The sequence below is a fragment of the Burkholderia sp. 22PA0106 genome, assembly GCF_047497155.1.
GTDB lineage: Bacteria > Pseudomonadota > Gammaproteobacteria > Burkholderiales > Burkholderiaceae > Burkholderia.
The window spans coordinates 3,802,320-3,819,929 of record NZ_CP163163.1; the positions used below are offsets into that span (position 1 = coordinate 3,802,320).

Sequence of the window (17,610 nt, forward strand, 5' to 3'; positions counted from 1 at the left end):
TCGCAGCCGCCTGACCATTGCCGGCCGCCTTTCCCTCGCCTTTCAACGCGCCCGAACGTTCGCGTCATTGTCGTTTTTACAGGGCAGGCACATGATTTGATCGCGTCATCGCTTTTTCGCGTTCCGCAGGTTATATTTTTAGGATATCCGGGCGGCGCGACCGCGGAATCCCCCCTATGCGGAACTGCGGAGCGATTCAGTTACAATACGTGCCCACTGGACGCGGCAGCATCAGGCCCGGTTCTTGCATGACTTATCGGGCAACACCGGCATCGCCACCGCCGGCCGGCCTCGAGCGGGCGGCGGAACACGCGACGCAGCAAGCGGGCCGGCACCAGGAGGTACCTGAGCGAACCGGTACCGGAGGCTTTCGGCCCCGACACGGCAAATGATTGGCAAACCATGACAACGGCCGTTGCGGGTAATCCCAAAGTGCGGGCAATCTCTCTCGATTTGCCGCACATTGAAGAAGCAAGCAGATGACGAACAAACTCTTGACCGAAGCCGAAATCCTGAAGATGAGCGACAAGGATTACATGAATGCAGATCAGCTCGCATTCTTCAAAAATCGGCTCGAACAGTTGCAGGCGGACATTCTCCGCAATGCAGGCCAGACGACCGAGAATCTGCGCGAAACGGTGATCGTTCCCGATCCCGCCGACCGCGCGACGATCGAGGAAGAACACGCGCTCGAACTGCGCACGCGCGATCGCGAGCGCAAGCTGCTGAAGAAGGTGCAGCAGTCGCTGGCTCGCGTGGATTCCGGCGATTACGGCTGGTGCGAGGAAACCGGCGAGCCGATCGGCATCCCGCGCCTGATCGCCCGCCCGACCGCCACGCTCTCGCTCGAAGCGCAAGAGCGCCGCGAGCTGCGCCAGAAGCTGTTCGGCGACTGATCCCGCCCGGCGCGGCGGCTTCCCGCGCCCACTCACGCTGCTTCGAAACAGCGCGCGGCTTGCCGCGCGCTTTTTGTTTTGGTGCGCCCGCCATGCCTCGCAGCACGCTCCCGTGTGCCCGTTTCGCCCCCCCGCTTCACCGAATTCCACTCTTGATATCGCCGCGCGTGCCCTAACATGGTCTGAATACGCGTGGCGCGCCCGACGGCTGCGCCGCGTGTCGCCAGGGCGGCGGTGCGCCTGCACCTCCGCGTCCTCCCCGGATTCTCTGAAGGAACGCAGATGGAGCAATATCACGGCACGACGATCGTTTCCGTGCGGCGCGGCGAGCAGGTCGCGCTCGGCGGCGACGGCCAGGTCACGCTCGGCAACATCGTCATGAAGGGCGGCGCGCGCAAGGTGCGCCGCATCTACAACAATCAGGTGCTGGTCGGTTTCGCCGGCGGCACCGCCGATGCGTTCTCGCTCCTCGACCGTTTCGAAGCCAAGCTCGAAAAGCACCAGGGCAACCTGACGCGCGCCGCTGTCGAACTCGCCAAGGATTGGCGCACCGACCGCATGCTGCGCCGCCTGGAAGCGATGTTGATCACGGCCGACAAGACCACCACGCTCGTCATCACCGGCAACGGCGACGTGCTCGACCCCGAAGGCGGGATCTGCGCGATCGGCTCGGGCGGCTCCTACGCACAGGCCGCGGCGCGCGCGTTGGCCGAGAACACCGAGCTGTCGCCGGGCGAGATCGTCAAGAAGGCGCTGACGATCGCCGGCGACATGTGCATCTACACGAACCACAGCCACATCATCGAAACGATCGAGTAAGGAAGGACGCCGACATGAGCACCATGACCCCTGCCGAGATCGTCTCGGAACTCGACAAGCACATCATCGGGCAGAACAAGGCGAAGAAGGCCGTGGCCGTCGCGCTGCGCAACCGCTGGCGCCGCCAGCAGGTGGCCGAGCCGCTGCGCCAGGAAATCACGCCGAAGAACATCCTGATGATCGGGCCGACGGGCGTCGGCAAGACCGAAATCGCGCGCCGTCTGGCCAAGCTGGCCGATGCGCCGTTCATCAAGATCGAGGCGACCAAGTTCACCGAGGTCGGCTACGTGGGCCGCGACGTGGACAGCATCGTGCGCGACCTGATCGAAATCGCCATCAAGCAGACGCGCGAAACCGAAATGCGCAAGGTGCGCTCGAAGGCGCAGGATCTGGCCGAGGACCGCATCCTCGACATCCTGCTGCCGCAACCGCGCGCGGTCGGCTTCGGCTCGAACGGCGACACCGCCAACGACGACAACAACGTCACGCGCCAGACCTTCCGCAAGCGCCTGCGCGAAGGCGCGCTCGACGACAAGGAAGTCGAGCTCGACATCGAGCAGCCGCAGGCCGGCATGGACATCATGGCGCCGCCGGGCATGGAAGAGATGACCGAGCAGATCCGCTCGATGTTCTCGAACATCGGCGGCGGCAAGAAAACGCGCCGCAAGGTCAAGATCAAGGAAGCGCTGAAGCTGCTGACCGACGAGGAAGCGGGCAAGCTGCTCAACGACGAGGAAGTGAAGACCCGGGCCGTGCAGAACGTCGAGCAGAACGGCATCGTGTTCCTCGACGAAATCGACAAGATCGCGTCGCGCAACAACGAAGGCGGTGGTGGCGAAGTCTCGCGTCAGGGCGTGCAGCGCGATCTGCTGCCGCTGGTCGAAGGCACCACGGTCAACACCAAGTACGGCATGATCAAGACCGATCACGTGCTGTTCATCGCGAGCGGCGCGTTCCACCTGTCGAAACCGAGCGATCTGATCCCCGAGCTGCAAGGACGTTTCCCGATTCGCGTCGAACTCGATTCGCTGTCGGTGGAAGATTTCGAATCGATCCTGGTGGCCACCGACGCCAGCCTCGTCAAGCAATACCAGGCGCTGCTCGCCACCGAGGACGTCAAGCTCGAATTCGCCGACGACGGCATCCGCCGCCTCGCCGAGATCGCCTACTCGGTCAACGAGAAAACCGAGAACATCGGTGCGCGGCGCCTGTATACGGTGATCGAGAAGCTGCTGGAAGACGTGTCGTTCGCGGCCGGCAATCACGCGGGCGAAGCGCTGACGGTGGATGCAGCCTATGTCGACCGCGCGCTCGGCGAAGTGTCGCGGGATGAGGATCTGTCGCGCTACGTGCTGTAAGCGTCGCGTCGGCCAGGCAAACGGGCGGCTCCGCGCAAGCGGGCCGCCCGTTTCGTTTTGGCGCGCCGAGCCGGCGCGCCGACGGGGATGCTTATTGCCGCACCGGCCGCTTGGCCAGCTTGCGTTGCAGCGTGCGACGGTGCATGTTCAGCGCGCGCGCCGTGGCGGAGATGTTGTTGCCGTTCTCGGCCAACACGCGCTGGATGTGCTCCCATTCGAGGCGGTCGACCGACAGCACGACCGGGTTCTCGAGCGCGTCCTCGGCCTGCACCTCGGTGGCGTTGGTCTGCAACGCGGCGAGGATCGATTCGACGTTGGCCGGCTTCGACAGATAGTTGTCCGCGCCGTCCTTCACGGCCTGCACGGCCGTGGCGATGCTGGCATAGCCGGTGAGCACCAGGATGCGCGCGTCGGGCTGCAGATCGCAGAGCGGCGCGATCAGCGACAGCCCCGAATCCTCGCCGAGATGCAGGTCGACCGTGATGAACTCGAATTTCGACGCACTCGCGAGCTTCAGTGCCGCATCGCGAGAATGCGCCTGCTGTACCAGATAGCCGCGCCGTTCGAGCCCTCGGGCCAGCGTGCCGGCAAAAACTTCGTTGTCGTCGATCACCAGAAAGTGGTTGTCGCTCATCGTTGTTCTCCTTTGTATCAGCGATAGGTTATGAGGCCTGCGCGGGTTCCGCCGACGAAACGGCGCCGCGCAGCGCGGGCAGCCGCAGCAGCGCGCGCGTGCCGCGCGGTGCTGCGTCGAGCAATTCGATCGTGCCGCCCAGGCGCGCGGCGGCGCTGAACGCCAGATACAGGCCGACGCCATTGCCGCCCTGGGTGCTGTCCACCGGCGCCGTGCCGAGCGATTCCCGCAGGGACGGCGGGATGCCCGGGCCGTTGTCGACCACCTCGAACACGATGGTGTCGCGATCGGACTGGCGCGTGAGCCTTGCCTGCAGCGTCACGCGGTCGCGGCTCGCGCGGGCCGCGTTGTCGAGCAGGATGGTGAGGATCTGCCCGATCGCCACCGTATCCTCCAGCTCGGCACCGGCCGGCCCCGCGCCGAGCTGCTCGAATTGCACATGCGGATGGCGCAGCCGCCAGTGACGGCCGAACGTGTCGAGCCAGTTGGCCACGTTCTCGCGCGTGGCCGGCCCCGAGGCGCGGCTGCGCAGCCGCGCCAGCGCCGACGTGCACTGCGTCATCTGTTCTTCCAGCACCTTGAGGTCGGCGTCGTACGGCGCGAGCCGGGCATCGATGCGCGCCGCGTCGCGCAATTCCTCGGTCAGCATCGCAATGGTGGACAGCGGCGTGCCCATTTCGTGGGCCACGGTGGCCGCCTGCACACCGAGCGCGACGGCCCGCTCGTCGCGCAGCAACCGCTGCTGCGCCTCGCCGAGCGCCGCGTCGCGTTGACGCAGCGCGTTCGACATGCGCGCCACGAACCAGGCGATCAGGCCGACCGACACGAGGAAGTTCACGCCCTGCCCGGCGCGGTAGTAATCGAACAGGTTGGCCGGGTTGTCGAGATCGAGCGGCACCGAATTGAAGCCGAGCGTGAAATAGCAGGCCACCGAGAACGCCGCCAGCCAGACCATCAGGTGCCACGGCAGCACGGCGGCGGCGATCGCCAGCGAGGGCAGGTACAGCGAGACGAATGGATTGGTGGTGCCGCCCGACAGGAACAGCAGCGCCGTGAGCGCGCCGATGTCCACCCACAACTGGCCCATCAGCTCGAAATTGGTTTCGGGGCGGGCACGCAGCACGCGCAGCCAGGTCAGCGCGTTGAACATGACCTCGAGCGCGATCACGCTCAGCATGGCCGGCAGCGGCAGGTTCGCGCCGAAAAAGGCCTTCGCCACGGCGATCGTGACGAGCTGGCCGACGATGGCCAGCGTGCGCAGCCAGAACAGGTTGCCGAGATTGACGCGGCCAGTGGTGGTGATTCGTTGCATGATCGGCGCAGTTTACTCCGTCGCGTCGCTATGGCCCTTCCAGCCGGGGCTGCACGGGGCGGCCGCCACCTGTCTGGCGAGCGCGCCCGCCAGACAGGCGGGACACAGGCACCGGCCGGCCGGGGCCGCCAGCGGCGGCAGCGCCGCGCACCAGCAGGTGAACGGCTCGGCCTCGGCGGCCGCGCTCACCGCAGCCGCGCCGCAATCGAACGCGGCGGTGCACTGTGGGCAGCGGCGCGAGGCGGGTACGGTGGTTGCGAAGCTTGGCATGGTGGCGTGAGCGGCTCCGGAAAGGAATCCGTCAAGCATAGCGCGGGCGGCCGAGATTGCTTCGGCTGGCCACCTTCGATTGTGCCCTTTTGTCGCGGAAAAACCGCGCGAAACCCGAGCCGCCGCAGGCTTCGGCCAAATGGCCGAATTGGCCAAAAACCGCATGCTGCACTGCGCCAGTTGTGTACAATTCGCCGTGTTTCGCCCGTCCCGTTTCAGTATCAACCGCCCCGAACACGAGTCTGAGCCATGTCCGATCCTCTCGACCTCTCGCAGATCGCTCCCACGCTGAAAGCCGAAATTCTCGCGCAGGCGCTGCCGTATATTCGCCGATATCACGGCAAGACCGTGGTGATCAAGTACGGCGGCAACGCAATGACGGAAGAGCGACTGAAGCAGGGCTTCGCGCGCGACGTGATCCTGCTGAAGCTGGTCGGCATCAATCCGGTGATCGTCCACGGTGGCGGCCCGCAGATCGACACGGCGCTCAAGAAGATCGGCAAGCAGGGCACGTTCATCCAGGGCATGCGCGTCACCGACGAAGAAACCATGGAAGTCGTCGAGTGGGTGCTGGGCGGCGAAGTCCAGCAGGATATCGTCACGCTGATCAATCATTTCGGCGGCCACGCGGTGGGCCTGACGGGCAAGGACGGCGGCCTGATCCACGCGCGCAAGCTGATGATGCCGGATCGCGACAACCCCGGTCAGTACATCGACATCGGCCAGGTGGGCGAGGTCGAGGCGATCAACCCGGCCGTGGTGAAGGCGCTGCAGGACGACGCGTTCATCCCGGTCATCTCGCCGATCGGCTTCGGCGAGGACGGCCTGTCGTACAACATCAACGCCGACCTGGTGGCCGGCAAGCTGGCCACGGTGCTGAACGCCGAGAAGCTCGTCATGATGACGAACATCCCGGGCGTGATGGACAAGGAAGGCAACCTGCTGACCGACCTGTCGGCGCGCGAGATCGACGCGCTGTTCGAAGACGGCACGATCTCGGGCGGCATGCTGCCGAAGATCTCGTCGGCACTCGACGCCGCCAAGAGCGGCGTGAAGTCGGTGCACATCGTCGACGGCCGCATCGAGCACTCGGTACTACTCGAAATCCTGACCGAACAGCCGTTCGGCACGATGATCCGCTCGCATTGAGCGGGCACCTTCCCGCCGGCGCGGCCAACCCGCCGGAGCCGGCGGAAGTCCTTGCAGCGGCGGTCGCCGTTGCGCCAGCCGCGCCGCGCCGGGCACGCCGTACCCGGCCGCTCGCCGGGCGGCCGGTCTGGCTGTTCGATCTCGACAACACGCTCCACCACGCCTCGCACGCGATCTTCCCGGCCATCAACGCCGCGATGACGCAGTACATCATCGACAGCCTCCAGGTCGATCGCGCCCAGGCCGATCACCTGCGCACCACGTACACGAAACGCTACGGCGCGGCGCTGCTGGGGCTGGCGCGTCATCATCCGATCGATCCGAACGATTTCCTCAAGGTGGTGCACACCTTCGCCGATCTGCCGTCGATGCTGCGCGCCGAGCGCGGGCTGGCACGCCGGATCGCCGCCCTGCCCGGCCGCAAGATCGTACTGACCAACGCGCCGGAACGCTACGCGCGCGCGGTGCTGGCCGAACTCGGCATCGAGCGGCTGTTCGAGCGCGTGATCGCGATCGAACATATGCGCGGCCGTCGCGCCTGGCGCGCGAAACCCGATGCGTCGATGCTGCGCGAGGCGATGCGCGACGCGCATGCGTCGCTGGCCGATGCGATCCTCGTCGAGGACACGCGCAGCCACCTGAAGCGCTACAAGCGGCTCGGCATCCGCACCATCTGGATCACCGGGCACCTTCCCGGGCATTTGCCCCGCGTCGGCAAGCCGCACTATGTCGATCGTCGTATTGCTTCGCTACAATCGCTGCGACTGAGCACACGATCGGGGCGACAAAAATGCAACCGACTGACCCGCGCGACGCGGCCGTAAACCACGACGAGACCACCACCGCCAACGCCCCGGCTACCGCAGGCGAACGCGGGCGCACGCGCCCCAAGCCCGGCGAACGCCGCGTGCTGATCCTGCAGACGCTGGCCGCCATGCTGGAAGCGCCGAAGCGCGAAAAAATCACCACTGCTGCCCTGGCGGCGCGGCTCGACATATCCGAAGCCGCGCTATACCGCCATTTCGCAAGCAAGGCGCAAATGTTCGAAGGCCTGATCGAGTTCATCGAGAGCACGTTCTTCGGCTTGATCAACCAGATCGTCGAGAAGGAGCCGGACGGCGTGCTGCAGGCGCGCGCGATCGCGCTGATGCTGCTGGGTTTCGCGGCGAAGAATCGAGGCATGACGCGCGTGCTGACGGGCGAGGCGCTGGTCGGCGAGCACGAGCGGCTGGCCGAGCGCATCGAGCGGATGATCGAACGCGTCGAGGCATCGGTGCGGCAATGCCTGCGCATCGCGCTGCTCGAATCGAACGCGCGCGACGGCGATGCGCCGGGCACCCCCGCCAGCGCGCCGCTGCCGGCCGGGTACGACCCGGCGACCCGCGCGAGCCTGCTGATCTCGTACGTGCTCGGCCGTTGGCACCGCTACGCGGGCAGCGGCTTCGCGACGGCGCCGGAAGAGCGTGCCGATGAGCAATTGCAGCTGATTCTGCGGTAACCCCTGCGCTAACGACAGGGCCCGGTCTTCGCATTCGCGAAGACCGGGCCCTGTTGCAACGTGCGGCGCGTCGAGCGGTCAGATCATGAGCGTGGTTTGCATCGCGGCATGCATCATCTGGTCGACATCCTGCGCGGCGTGGTGGGCGCCGGTGTAGCCGGCAACATCAAGCACCGGCCGCCCTTCGTTGCTCCCCGACGCGAGTTCCGGCATGCCGGGCACCTGCGCACCGCCACCCGCCCGAAACAGTTCCTGATGGCCCGGGTTCAGCAGGTCCGCCAACGACAGCTTCGGCGGGTTGTCACCGGCACCGTGAGCGACATGGGCGCCCACGTTGCTTGCATCGTGATCCATCCCATCGATCCCGTCCAACAACGCCGCAATCGACCGCGTCGATGCCATCGGACGGCTGATCGTGCCGCCAAAATCGAACGAGAACTCGGGTGACGTCAGCGTCCCGCCGTGGCCATCCGCCACGCTCGCCTTCAGCGTATGCGTACCCGGCTGCAGGTTGCCGGGCAACGCCATCGACCATGTGCCGTCCGTGGCCGCCGTGACCGTACCGATCGAGACATTGCCGTCGTAGACGGTCACCTGCGCCTGCGCGCCCGCGTGTCCGGACACGCTCGGCGATCCGTGCAGCACCACCGAGTCGATCACCGGTGCGACCGGCGATACACCGCTCACAGCGACACCATCGCGCACGAGCAGTTCGGCCTTCAGCGCATCGTTCCGATAGACGACATATTGCGCGCCGCCAATCACGAAATTGCCTGCACTGGCCCAGCCGCCCCCCACCAGATCGGGAATGCCGGCCAGCTCCACCCGGTCACCGGCGTTGCCCGTCACCCGCACCTGAGAGTAGCCGTCCTGGCGGAAAGCGTCCGGGTGGCCCAGATTCAGCACGTCGGCCACCGAGATCCGCAACGTATTGTCGCCCGAGCCGGTCAGGTCGATCACCTCGATGCCGCTGATCTTGTCGGTCGCGCCGCTGTTCAGCGCCGTGATATCCAGCACCTGATTCGCGCCTGTCAGTTGCAGCGTGTCGGCGCCCCCCACATGGCCATGCGCACCCGCGGCGGCACCCGAAAAATAACCGACATCCGCTACGGTGAATACCGTGTCGCTGCCCCCAGCGTAGTACGCCATATTGCCAGTGAGCGCGAGCAGGGTCGGTCTATCGACGAGCACGGGCCTATCGCTCGACTCAACGGAGCCGGAGAAGACGATGTTGTCCACCCAGTTCAGAGTCATCACCGGGTTTCGCCATTCTTCGTTGATTTCGACGCTCGCGAACTCCCTGCCGACATCGATAGTGATCCTCTGGTGCAGGCCGCCGCTGATCGTGTACGCAGGGGACGTATAAATCCAGTTGCCATTCTTGTCGTAGAAATACAGCCTGATGGACTCCTGCGTCGTCACGTCGCCCAGGTCGAACGACATACGCGTGGCCGACAGTCCTTCATGCAGATCCAGCCGCACTCTGCCGTTGAACACCAGTGCGCGCGTAAGCGGAGGCTCACTGGCAAAGTAGGTCGGCGCCCCGATATTGTTCCCCTGCAAAAAACCCGTATACCAATTCGTTTTGCTACTCCCCAGAGAGTCGACACGGGTCACGTCGAAATAGCGCGTGGATGCGCGGATTCCAGCCTGGCTCAAATAGGTAGCGGGCAACGAATTGAAATTCTCGCCAAAGCTACTTTGCGATGTGCTATGCCCGATACCGGTATACACGTAGTTATTGCCGGCCGTATCGATCATGGCCGCCAAAACCTGCTTCGCGCCCCTCACTGGCGCATAGAAGCTCGCCACGCCCGTGGCGAGTTCCGTCGGGCTCAGCACATGTTCGGACAGGCGCCCGTCGATCATCAGCGACAGCTTCCAGCCCAGCGCGACTTGCCCCGCGTTGAATTTCACCATCACCGTTTCGGTGTCGCTATTGAACGACGTCACGGTCGCCAGCCCCGTCGAGGTCTTCAGCGTGACCGCCGTGCTGTCCGTCTCGCCCGAATTGCCCGAGGTGTTCACCACGCGCGACTGGATCGCCCAATTGCTGGTGTGCGCATTCGGATCGACCGCAACCCACTTGCCGTTCGACTTCATCAACGCGTCTTGCCACGTGCTCCCGCCATCGGTCGAGATTTGTACCCGGTCACGCGCGCCGAGCACGCCCTCGATGTGACCGCTGATCAGCCGGCCCGCCGTGCCGTCGTTGGTCAGCCAATCGCTGTGAGATATCCCGCTGTCGCGCCCCACGTCGTCAACCAGCGCGTGTGCGGTCGGCTTATCAGGCCCGACGACGTAGTCGAAGCTCGATGACGATTGGCTCAGATTGCCGGCGGGATCCCTGGCCGTGGCCGTCAACGCATGGTGGCCGGCTGCCATGCCAGATGGCAGCCGGAGTGTCCATTGGCTGTCGGCGTTTGCCGTCGCGGTGCCGAGAAAGGTCGTGCCGTCATACACGTCGATGGTCGAATACGGCTCCGCATGACCGAACAGCGCCGCGGGCGTGCCGGACGACGCCTGATCGATGACCGGCGGCGGCGGCGGAGTCACGTCGACCTCGATGATGTACGCCTCCGACGGCACGCTCTGCCCGTCCGCATTGCTCGCCCGAGCCGACAGACGGACCACGCCTTCCGGCAGCGGCTCCTGCAATCGATACGTCCACGTGCCGTTCGAGCCGACCCTGACAGTGCCCACTTCGTTGTTGTCGACACGGATGTGGATGGTCGAGCCGACCTCACCGTGCCCGCTCAACACCGGGCGCGGGTCGTTCGTCAGCCCGGCTCGGCTGATCACGCCGGTGTGCGGCTCGACGTTGTCGGTCACGGAGTCGATGGACGGACGCGACGGCAGATTTAGATCCGGCTCGCCGGGCACCTCGGGGGCAACAGGGGCAACAGGGGCAACAGGGGCAACGGGGGCAACGGGGGCAACGGGGGCAACGGGAGCAACCGGAGCAACCGGAGCAACCGGAGCGTCCACTGGTGCGATCGACGATCCGACGCTCACCTCGACACCCTCGCGCACGAACACCTCGGCCTTCAGCGCATCGTTCCGGTAGACGGCATACTGCGCGCCGCCGATCACGAGCGTGCCTGCCCCGGCCCAACCGCCGCCTGCCAGATCGGGCATGCCGGCCAGTTCCACCCGGTCGCCCGCGTTGCCCGTTACGCGCATCTGGGAGTAGCCATCCTGGCGGAAGGCGTTCGGGTGGCCGAGATTCAGCACATCGGCTGTCGACATCCGCAACGTGTTGTCGCCCGAGCCGGTCAGGTCGATCACCTCGATACTGCTGAGCTTGTCGGTCGCGCCGCTGTTCAGCGCCGTGACGTCGAGCACCTGATTTGCACCCGTCAACTTCAGTGTGTCGATGCCCACACCACCATGCGCACCCGCGCGGACGCTCGAAAAATAGCCGACATCGGCCACGGTGAAGACCGTGTCGCCGCTCCCGCCGTAGCGCGAGATGGTACCGGTGAGCGCCTGCTCGGCCGGTGCATCGAGGATCGCGCCGCGATCGTCCCGATACGACGAGATATTGCCGATCGTATCGACCAGGGCCGCCGAAACCTGCTTCGCGCCCACGACCGGCGCATCGAACCTCGCCACCCCCGTGGCCAGCGCCGTCGCGCTCAACGCGTGTTCGTACATGCGGCCGTCGATGATCAACGACAGCTTGCTGCCCGGCGCGACCTGCCCCGGCGAGAATTTCACCGTCATCATTCCACCGTTGCCATCGAACGACACGTCGGTCAGCATCGCCGTCGAGGTCTTCAGCGTGACCGCCATGCTGTTCACCTCGCCCGGCTTGCCTGCGCTGCCCACCACGCGCGTCTGGATCGTCCAGTTGCCGGTGTGCGCATTCGGATCGACCGCCACCCACTTGCCGTCCGACTTCATCAACGCGTCTTGCCACGTGCGCCCGCCGTCGGTCGAGGTTTGTACCCGATCGTACGCGCCGAGCGCCCCCTCGATGTGCCCCTCCATCAGCCGGCCCGACGTACCGTCGTTGGTCTGCCAATCGTTGTGAGACGCCCCGCTGTCGCGCCCCGCGTCGTCCACCACCGCGCGGGCGGCCGGCGGTGTGGCGGCCACGAGGTCCGCGCGGTCGGCTGGCTGCTCCGACCCGACGACGTAGGCGACGCTCGCCGACGGCTCGCTTGCGTTGCCTGCCGCATCGCTCGCCGTGGCCGTCAACGCGTGCTTGCCGGCCGCCATTCCAGCCGGCAGCGGAAACCTCCATTGGCCGTCGGCACCGGTGGTCGCGGTGCCGAGCAAGGTCTTGCCGTCATGCACGTCGACCGTCGAATTCGGCTGCGCATGGCCGGACAGCGTGCCGGCCGATACGTCATCGATGATCGGCGCCGTGGGCGCCGGCGACGGCGTCGACGCCGCATCGACCTCGATCATGTACGCCTTGGACGGCATGCTCAGTCCCGCCGAATTGCCCGCCTGCACCGACAGACGGCACAAGCCATTCGACAGCGGCTGCGGCAATTGATACGTCCACGTTCCATCGGGGCCGACTGCGACAGTACCGACCTCGCCGCCTTCGGCGCGGACGTGGATAATCGAGCCGACGTCGCCGTGCCCGCTCAACACCGGGCGCGGGTCGCCGGTCACATCGGATGCGCCGATCACGCTGGTACGCGACCCGACGTTGCCGGTCACGGTGTCGATGGTCGGGCGGGAGGGTCGCTTGACTGCAGGTTGCTTTGCCATGGTCTAAAACACCTCTGAAATGGATTGCGACGAAGCTCCGGAGCGCGTGCCGAATCGTGCATCGACACGCTCGTGGCGCAAATCGAGGCGTAACGGCTCGACCAGCCCGGGGTCGCGGTTCGGAAGGGAGAGACTCGGGTCGTTACGCATAGCGGCCAAGCGTAACGACGACGCTTGCGCCGAGCCCTGATATGGGGCCAGCAAGACGCAAGAGTTTTGTAATGTACCGACGTGGGACGCATGTATCCAGGCTGGACACGGCCCTTGCTTGACCTGAATCGAACCTTGCGTTCTGCGAATTGATTCACTCGGTGATCCAACGACGAGGCCCGGTCTTCGCATTCGCGAAGACCGGGCCTCGTTGCACCGAGCGGCGGCGCGAGGCGGTTATGCCATGGCCATGGCTTGCTGCATCATCAGGTCGGCATCCTGCGCGGCGTGGTAGGAACCGGTGTAGCCCACCGGCTGCACGCCGTTGCTCCCCGACGCGAGTTCCTGCATGCCGGGCACCTGCGCACTGCCACCCGCCCGAAACAGCTCCTGATGGCCAGGGTTCAGCACGTCCGCCAAAGTCAGCTTCGGCGTATGGCCGTCGGTTCCCTGATCGATATGAGAAACCTCGTCGCTTGCGTCGTAATCGATCCCGCCGAACAACGCAGCGAGCGACCGCATCGGGCGGCTGATCGTGCCGCCATAATCGAACGTGAAATCGGGGGATGTCAGCGTCCCGCCATGGCCATCCGGCACGCGCGCCGTCAGCGTATGCATGCCTTGCTGCAGGTTGCCGGGCAGCGCCAGCGTCCACAGGCCGTCCGTGCCCGCCGTGACCGTCCCGATCGAGATATTGCCGTCGTAGACGGTCACCTGCGCCTGCGCACCCGCGTGTCCCGACACGCTCGGAAATGCATTCAGCACGACCGAGTCGATCACCGGCACCATCGGTGCGACCGACGATCCGCCGCTCACCGCGACACCATCGCGCACGAACAGCTCGGCCTTCAGCGCATCGTTCCGGTAGACGATATATTGCGCGCCGCCGATCACGAAATTGCCCGCGCCAACCCAACCGCCGTCCGCTAGATCGGGAATGCCGGCCAACTCCACGCGGTCGCCGGCGTTGCCCGTTACCCGCACCTGCGAGTAGCCATCCTGGCGGAACACGTTCGGGTGGCCGAGGTTCAGCACGTCGGCTGTCGACACCCGCAACGTGTTGTTTCCCGAGCCGGTCAGGTCGATCACCTCGATGCCGCTGATCTTGTCGGTCGCACCGCTGTTCAGCGCCGTGATGTCGAGCACCTGATTCGCGCCCGTCAGTTGCAGCGTGTCGGTGCCGACACCGCCATGCGCACCCGCGCCGGCGCTCGAGAAATAGCCGACGTTGGCCACGGTGAATACCGTGTCCGCGCTCCCGCCGTAATACGCCATGTCACCGGTGAGCGCTTGCAGGGTCGGCGGATTGAGAAACACCGGGCGAAAACCCGTATCGAAGTAGCCGGTGAAGACGATGTTGTCCACCCAGTTCATGCCGCACCCGGTCGATCGCCATTCTTCGTTGATTTCGACACGCGTGAATTCCTTGCCGACATCGATATCGACCTTCTGATGCACGCCGCCTCGGGCCGTATACCCACGGGACGTGTAAATCAGGCTGCCATTCTTGTCGTAGAAATACAGCCTGACGACCTCGCACGTCGTCATGTCGCCCAGGTCGAACGACATGCGCGTGGCCGACAGCCCTTCATGCAGGTCCAGCCGCACCCTGCCGGTTATCGACAGTGCGCGCGAGGTCGGCGCCTCGGCAATAACCGCAGCCGGATACGAGGTCACCGCTCGCCCCGTCAGCAAACCCTGTTTCCAAACGCCGCAAAGCGCGTCGATGGTGGTCACGTCGAAATATTGCGTGGACGCCATATTCCCTTTCCTGGGCAGGTAGAAGTCTCTCGACAACGATTCGAAATCTTCGGAAATGGTGCCTTGCGACGCATAGCTCTCGACGCCACGATACATCGAGATATTGCCGGCCGTATCGACCATCGCCGCGACCACCTGCTTCGCGCCCTGCACCGGCGCAGTGAACGTCGCCGTACCCGAGGCGAGCTCCGACGCGCTCAGCGTGTGTTCCGACAAGCGGCCGTCGATCATCAGCGACAGCTTCCAGTCCGGCGCGACCTGCTCCGGCGAGAATTTCACCGTCACCGTGCCGGCGTTGGCATCGAACGACACGTCGGTCGGCGTCGCAGTCGAGGTCTTCAGCGTGACCGCCGTGCTGTCTTGCTCGCCCGGCTTGCCCGCGGTGTTCACCACCCGCGTCTGGATCGCCCAATTGCTCGTGTGCGCATTCGGATCGACCGCCACCCACCGGCCGTTCGACTTCATCAACGCGTCTTGCCAGGTGCGTCCGCCGTCGGTCGAGACTTGTACCCGGTCGCCCTCGTTGAGCACACCCTGGATGTGCCCCTCGATCAGCCGGCCCGCCGTGCCGTCGTTGGTCAGCCAATCGTTGTGATATTCGCCGCTGTCGCGCCCCGCGTCGTCCACCACCGCGTGCGCGGTCGGCTGATCGGGCCCGACGGCGTAGTCGAAGCGCGACGACGACTGGCTCAGATTGCCCGCGGGATCCCTGGCCGTGGCCGTCAACGCATGGTGGCCGGCTGCCATGCCGGACGGCAGCGGGAATGTCCATTGGCTGTCGGCGTTTGTCGTTGCGGTACCGAGAAAGGTGGTGCCGTCATACACGTCGATCGTCGAATACGGCTCCGCATGACCGGACAGCGTCGCGGGCGTGCCGGACGACGCTTGATCGATGACCGGCGGTGGCGGTGGCGTCACGTCGACCTCGATGATGTACGCATCCGACGGCGCGCTCTGCCCGTCCGCATTGCTTGCCCGAACCGACAGACGGGCCAGGCCGTCCGGTAGCGGCTGCGGCAATCGATATGTCCACGTGCCGTTCGGGCCGACCCGGGTGGTGCCCACTTCGTTGCTGTCGACACGGATGTGGATGGTCGAGCCGACATCGCCGTGGCCACTCAGCACCGGGCGGGGGTCGTTCGTCAGCCCGGATTGGCCGATCGTGCCGGTGTGCGGCTCGACGTTGTCGGTCACGGTGTCGATGGTCGGGCGCGACGGCAGATTTAGATCCGGGTCGCCGGGTTCGGCGGGCTCCGGCACGATCGACGCGCCAACGTTCACCGCGACACCATTGCGCACGAACAACTCGGCCTTCAGCGCATCGTTCCGGTAGACGACATACTGCGCGCCGTCGAGCACGACATTGCCTGCGCTAGCCCAACTGCCGCCCGCCAGATCGGGCATGCCGACCAGTTCCACCCGGTCGCCCGCGTTACCCGTTACGCGCATCTGCGAATAGCCATCCTGGCGGAACGCGTTCGGATGGCCGAGATTCAACACGTCGGCCATCGACATCCGCAACGTGTTGTTGCCCGAGCCGGTCAGGTCGATCACCTCGATACCGCTGAGCTTGTCGGCCGCTCCGTTGTTCAGCGCCATGACGTCGAGCACCTGATTCGCGCCCGTCAGCTTCAGTGTGTCGATGCCCGCACCACCATGCGCTCCCGCGCGGTCGCTCGCAAAATAGCCGACATCCGCCACGGTGAATACCGTGTTGCCTTTCCCGCCGTAGCGCGAGATGGTCCCGGTGAGCGCCTGCTCGGTCGGCGCATTGAGCATCGCGCCGCGATCGTCCCGATACGAAGAGATATTGCCGGCCGGATCGACCAGCGCCGCTGAAACCTGCTTCGCGCCGATGACCGGCGCATTGAACCTCACCATACCCGTGGCGAGGTTCGATTCGCTCAACGCGTGTTCGTACAGGCGGCCGTCGATGATCAACGACAGCTTGTGGCCCGGCGCGACCTGCCCCGGCGAGAATTTCACCGTCATCATTCCGCCGTTGCCATCGAACGACACGCTGGTCGGCATCGCCGTCGAGGTCTTCAGCGTGACCACCGTGCTGTCGTCCGCCTTGCCCAGCTTGCCTGCGCTGCCCACCACGCGCGTCTGGATCGTCCAGTTGCTGGTGTGCGAATTCGGATCGATCGCAACCCACTTGTCGTTCGACTTCATCAACGCGTCTTGCCACGTGCGCCCGCCGTCGGTCGAGACTTGCACCCGGTCGTCGGCGCCGAGCGAACCCTCGATGTGACCGCTGATCAGCCGGCCCGCCGTGCCGTCGTTGGTCTGCCAATCGTTGTGAGACGCTCCGCTGTCGCGCCCTGCCTTGTCGACCACAGCATGTGCCGTCGTGGGGATGTTCGACGCCCCGTGATCGATGATCGAGGATGGCGGCGTCGTGGCGGCCGCCTCGACCTCGATCGTGTACGCCTTCGACGGCACGCTCAGCCCGGCAGAATTGCCCGCCTGCACCGACAGACGGCACAAACCGTCCGACAGCGGCTGCGGCAATTGATACCGCCACGTTCCGTCGGCGCCGACCTCGACGGTGCCCACCTCGCGACCCTCGGCACGGACGTGGATGATCGAGCCGACATCGCCGTGCCCGCTCAACACCGGGCGCGGGTCGCCGGTCACATCGGATTCGCCGATCACGCTGGTACGCGACCCGACGTTGCCGGTCACGGTGTCGATGGTCGGGCGGGAGGGTCGCTTGACTGCAGGTTGAGTTGCCATGATCTAAAACATCCCTGAAACAAGGTTCGATGAAGATCCGGGGCACGTGCCGAATCGCGCAGCAACACGTTGATGGCGCAAATCGAGGCGAAATTGCTCGACGAGCCCGGGGTTGCGGTTTGGAGGTCATCCATACGCATAGCGGCCATGCGTACCGACGCGAAGGTGCGGAAGCTCGATATGGCTCCCACGCAACGAAAGGATTTCGTAATTTACAGGCGTGCGATGCATGTATCCAGCTTGGACACGACCGTTGCTTGACCTCTGTCGACCATTGCGTCTCGCGGGTTGATTTA

11 protein-coding genes are annotated in these 17,610 nt (G+C 65.4%); 6 read left to right on the plus strand and 5 right to left on the minus strand.

From position 1 onward, the window contains the following. Nucleotides 1-479: 479 nt before the first annotated feature. The 3 genes from dksA to hslU all read left to right on the plus strand — a co-directional run bounded on the left by dksA (nucleotide 480) and on the right by hslU (nucleotide 3,073). A complete protein-coding gene (dksA, locus tag AB4850_RS32000; RefSeq protein WP_414443404.1) occupies nucleotides 480-896 on the plus strand; it encodes an RNA polymerase-binding protein DksA in 417 nt (138 codons plus the stop codon). 282 nt (nucleotides 897-1,178) lie between these two features. Further along, complete coding sequence (hslV, locus tag AB4850_RS32005; RefSeq protein ID WP_013699714.1) at nucleotides 1,179-1,715, plus strand: ATP-dependent protease subunit HslV; 537 nt, start codon at nucleotides 1,179-1,181, stop codon at nucleotides 1,713-1,715. Between the two features lie 14 nt (nucleotides 1,716-1,729). Next, nucleotides 1,730-3,073, plus strand: a complete 1,344-nt coding sequence (gene hslU / locus AB4850_RS32010) for an ATP-dependent protease ATPase subunit HslU (RefSeq protein WP_414443405.1) — start codon at nucleotides 1,730-1,732, stop codon at nucleotides 3,071-3,073. Nucleotides 3,074-3,164: 91 nt separating this feature from the next. On the opposite strand, the gene AB4850_RS32015 is transcribed toward hslU, so the two are convergent. The 3 genes from AB4850_RS32015 to AB4850_RS32025 are packed head-to-tail and all read right to left on the minus strand — an operon-like array spanning nucleotide 3,165 to nucleotide 5,289. After that, nucleotides 3,165-3,707 carry a response regulator transcription factor gene (locus tag AB4850_RS32015; RefSeq protein ID WP_414443406.1) on the minus strand — a complete coding sequence of 181 codons (543 nt, stop codon included), beginning with the start codon at nucleotides 3,705-3,707 and terminating at the stop codon, nucleotides 3,165-3,167. Between the two features lie 28 nt (nucleotides 3,708-3,735). Beyond that, on the minus strand, nucleotides 3,736-5,019 hold the full coding sequence (locus AB4850_RS32020; RefSeq protein ID WP_414443407.1) for an ATP-binding protein: 1,284 nt from the start codon (nucleotides 5,017-5,019) through the stop codon (nucleotides 3,736-3,738). 12 nt (nucleotides 5,020-5,031) lie between these two features. Continuing rightward, nucleotides 5,032-5,289, minus strand: a complete 258-nt coding sequence (locus tag AB4850_RS32025) for a hypothetical protein (RefSeq protein ID WP_414443408.1) — start codon at nucleotides 5,287-5,289, stop codon at nucleotides 5,032-5,034. 249 nt (nucleotides 5,290-5,538) lie between these two features. On the opposite strand from AB4850_RS32025, the gene argB reads away from it, so the two are divergent. From argB to slmA, 3 genes are read left to right on the plus strand one after another with little or no spacing between them, the layout of a single operon-like run. After that, nucleotides 5,539-6,438: an acetylglutamate kinase gene (argB, locus tag AB4850_RS32030; protein WP_414443409.1), complete on the plus strand. Its 900-nt coding sequence runs from the start codon at nucleotides 5,539-5,541 to the stop codon at nucleotides 6,436-6,438. Further along, nucleotides 6,435-7,262, plus strand: a complete 828-nt coding sequence (locus tag AB4850_RS32035) for a pyrimidine 5'-nucleotidase (RefSeq protein WP_414443410.1) — start codon at nucleotides 6,435-6,437, stop codon at nucleotides 7,260-7,262. The genes argB and AB4850_RS32035 overlap by 4 nt, the downstream gene beginning before the upstream one ends. Continuing rightward, entirely contained in the window at nucleotides 7,229-7,936 is a 708-nt protein-coding gene (gene slmA / locus AB4850_RS32040; RefSeq protein WP_414443411.1) for a nucleoid occlusion factor SlmA, read from the plus strand. Before AB4850_RS32035 ends, slmA begins: the two co-directional genes overlap by 34 nt. A gap of 78 nt (nucleotides 7,937-8,014) precedes the next feature. Here the strand turns inward: slmA and AB4850_RS32045 are convergent, their stop codons facing one another. Continuing rightward, nucleotides 8,015-12,664: an Ig-like domain-containing protein gene (locus AB4850_RS32045; RefSeq protein WP_414443412.1), complete on the minus strand. Its 4,650-nt coding sequence runs from the start codon at nucleotides 12,662-12,664 to the stop codon at nucleotides 8,015-8,017. 387 nt (nucleotides 12,665-13,051) lie between these two features. After that, nucleotides 13,052-17,314: an Ig-like domain-containing protein gene (locus AB4850_RS32050; protein WP_414443413.1), complete on the minus strand. Its 4,263-nt coding sequence runs from the start codon at nucleotides 17,312-17,314 to the stop codon at nucleotides 13,052-13,054. Nucleotides 17,315-17,610 lie beyond the last annotated feature (296 nt).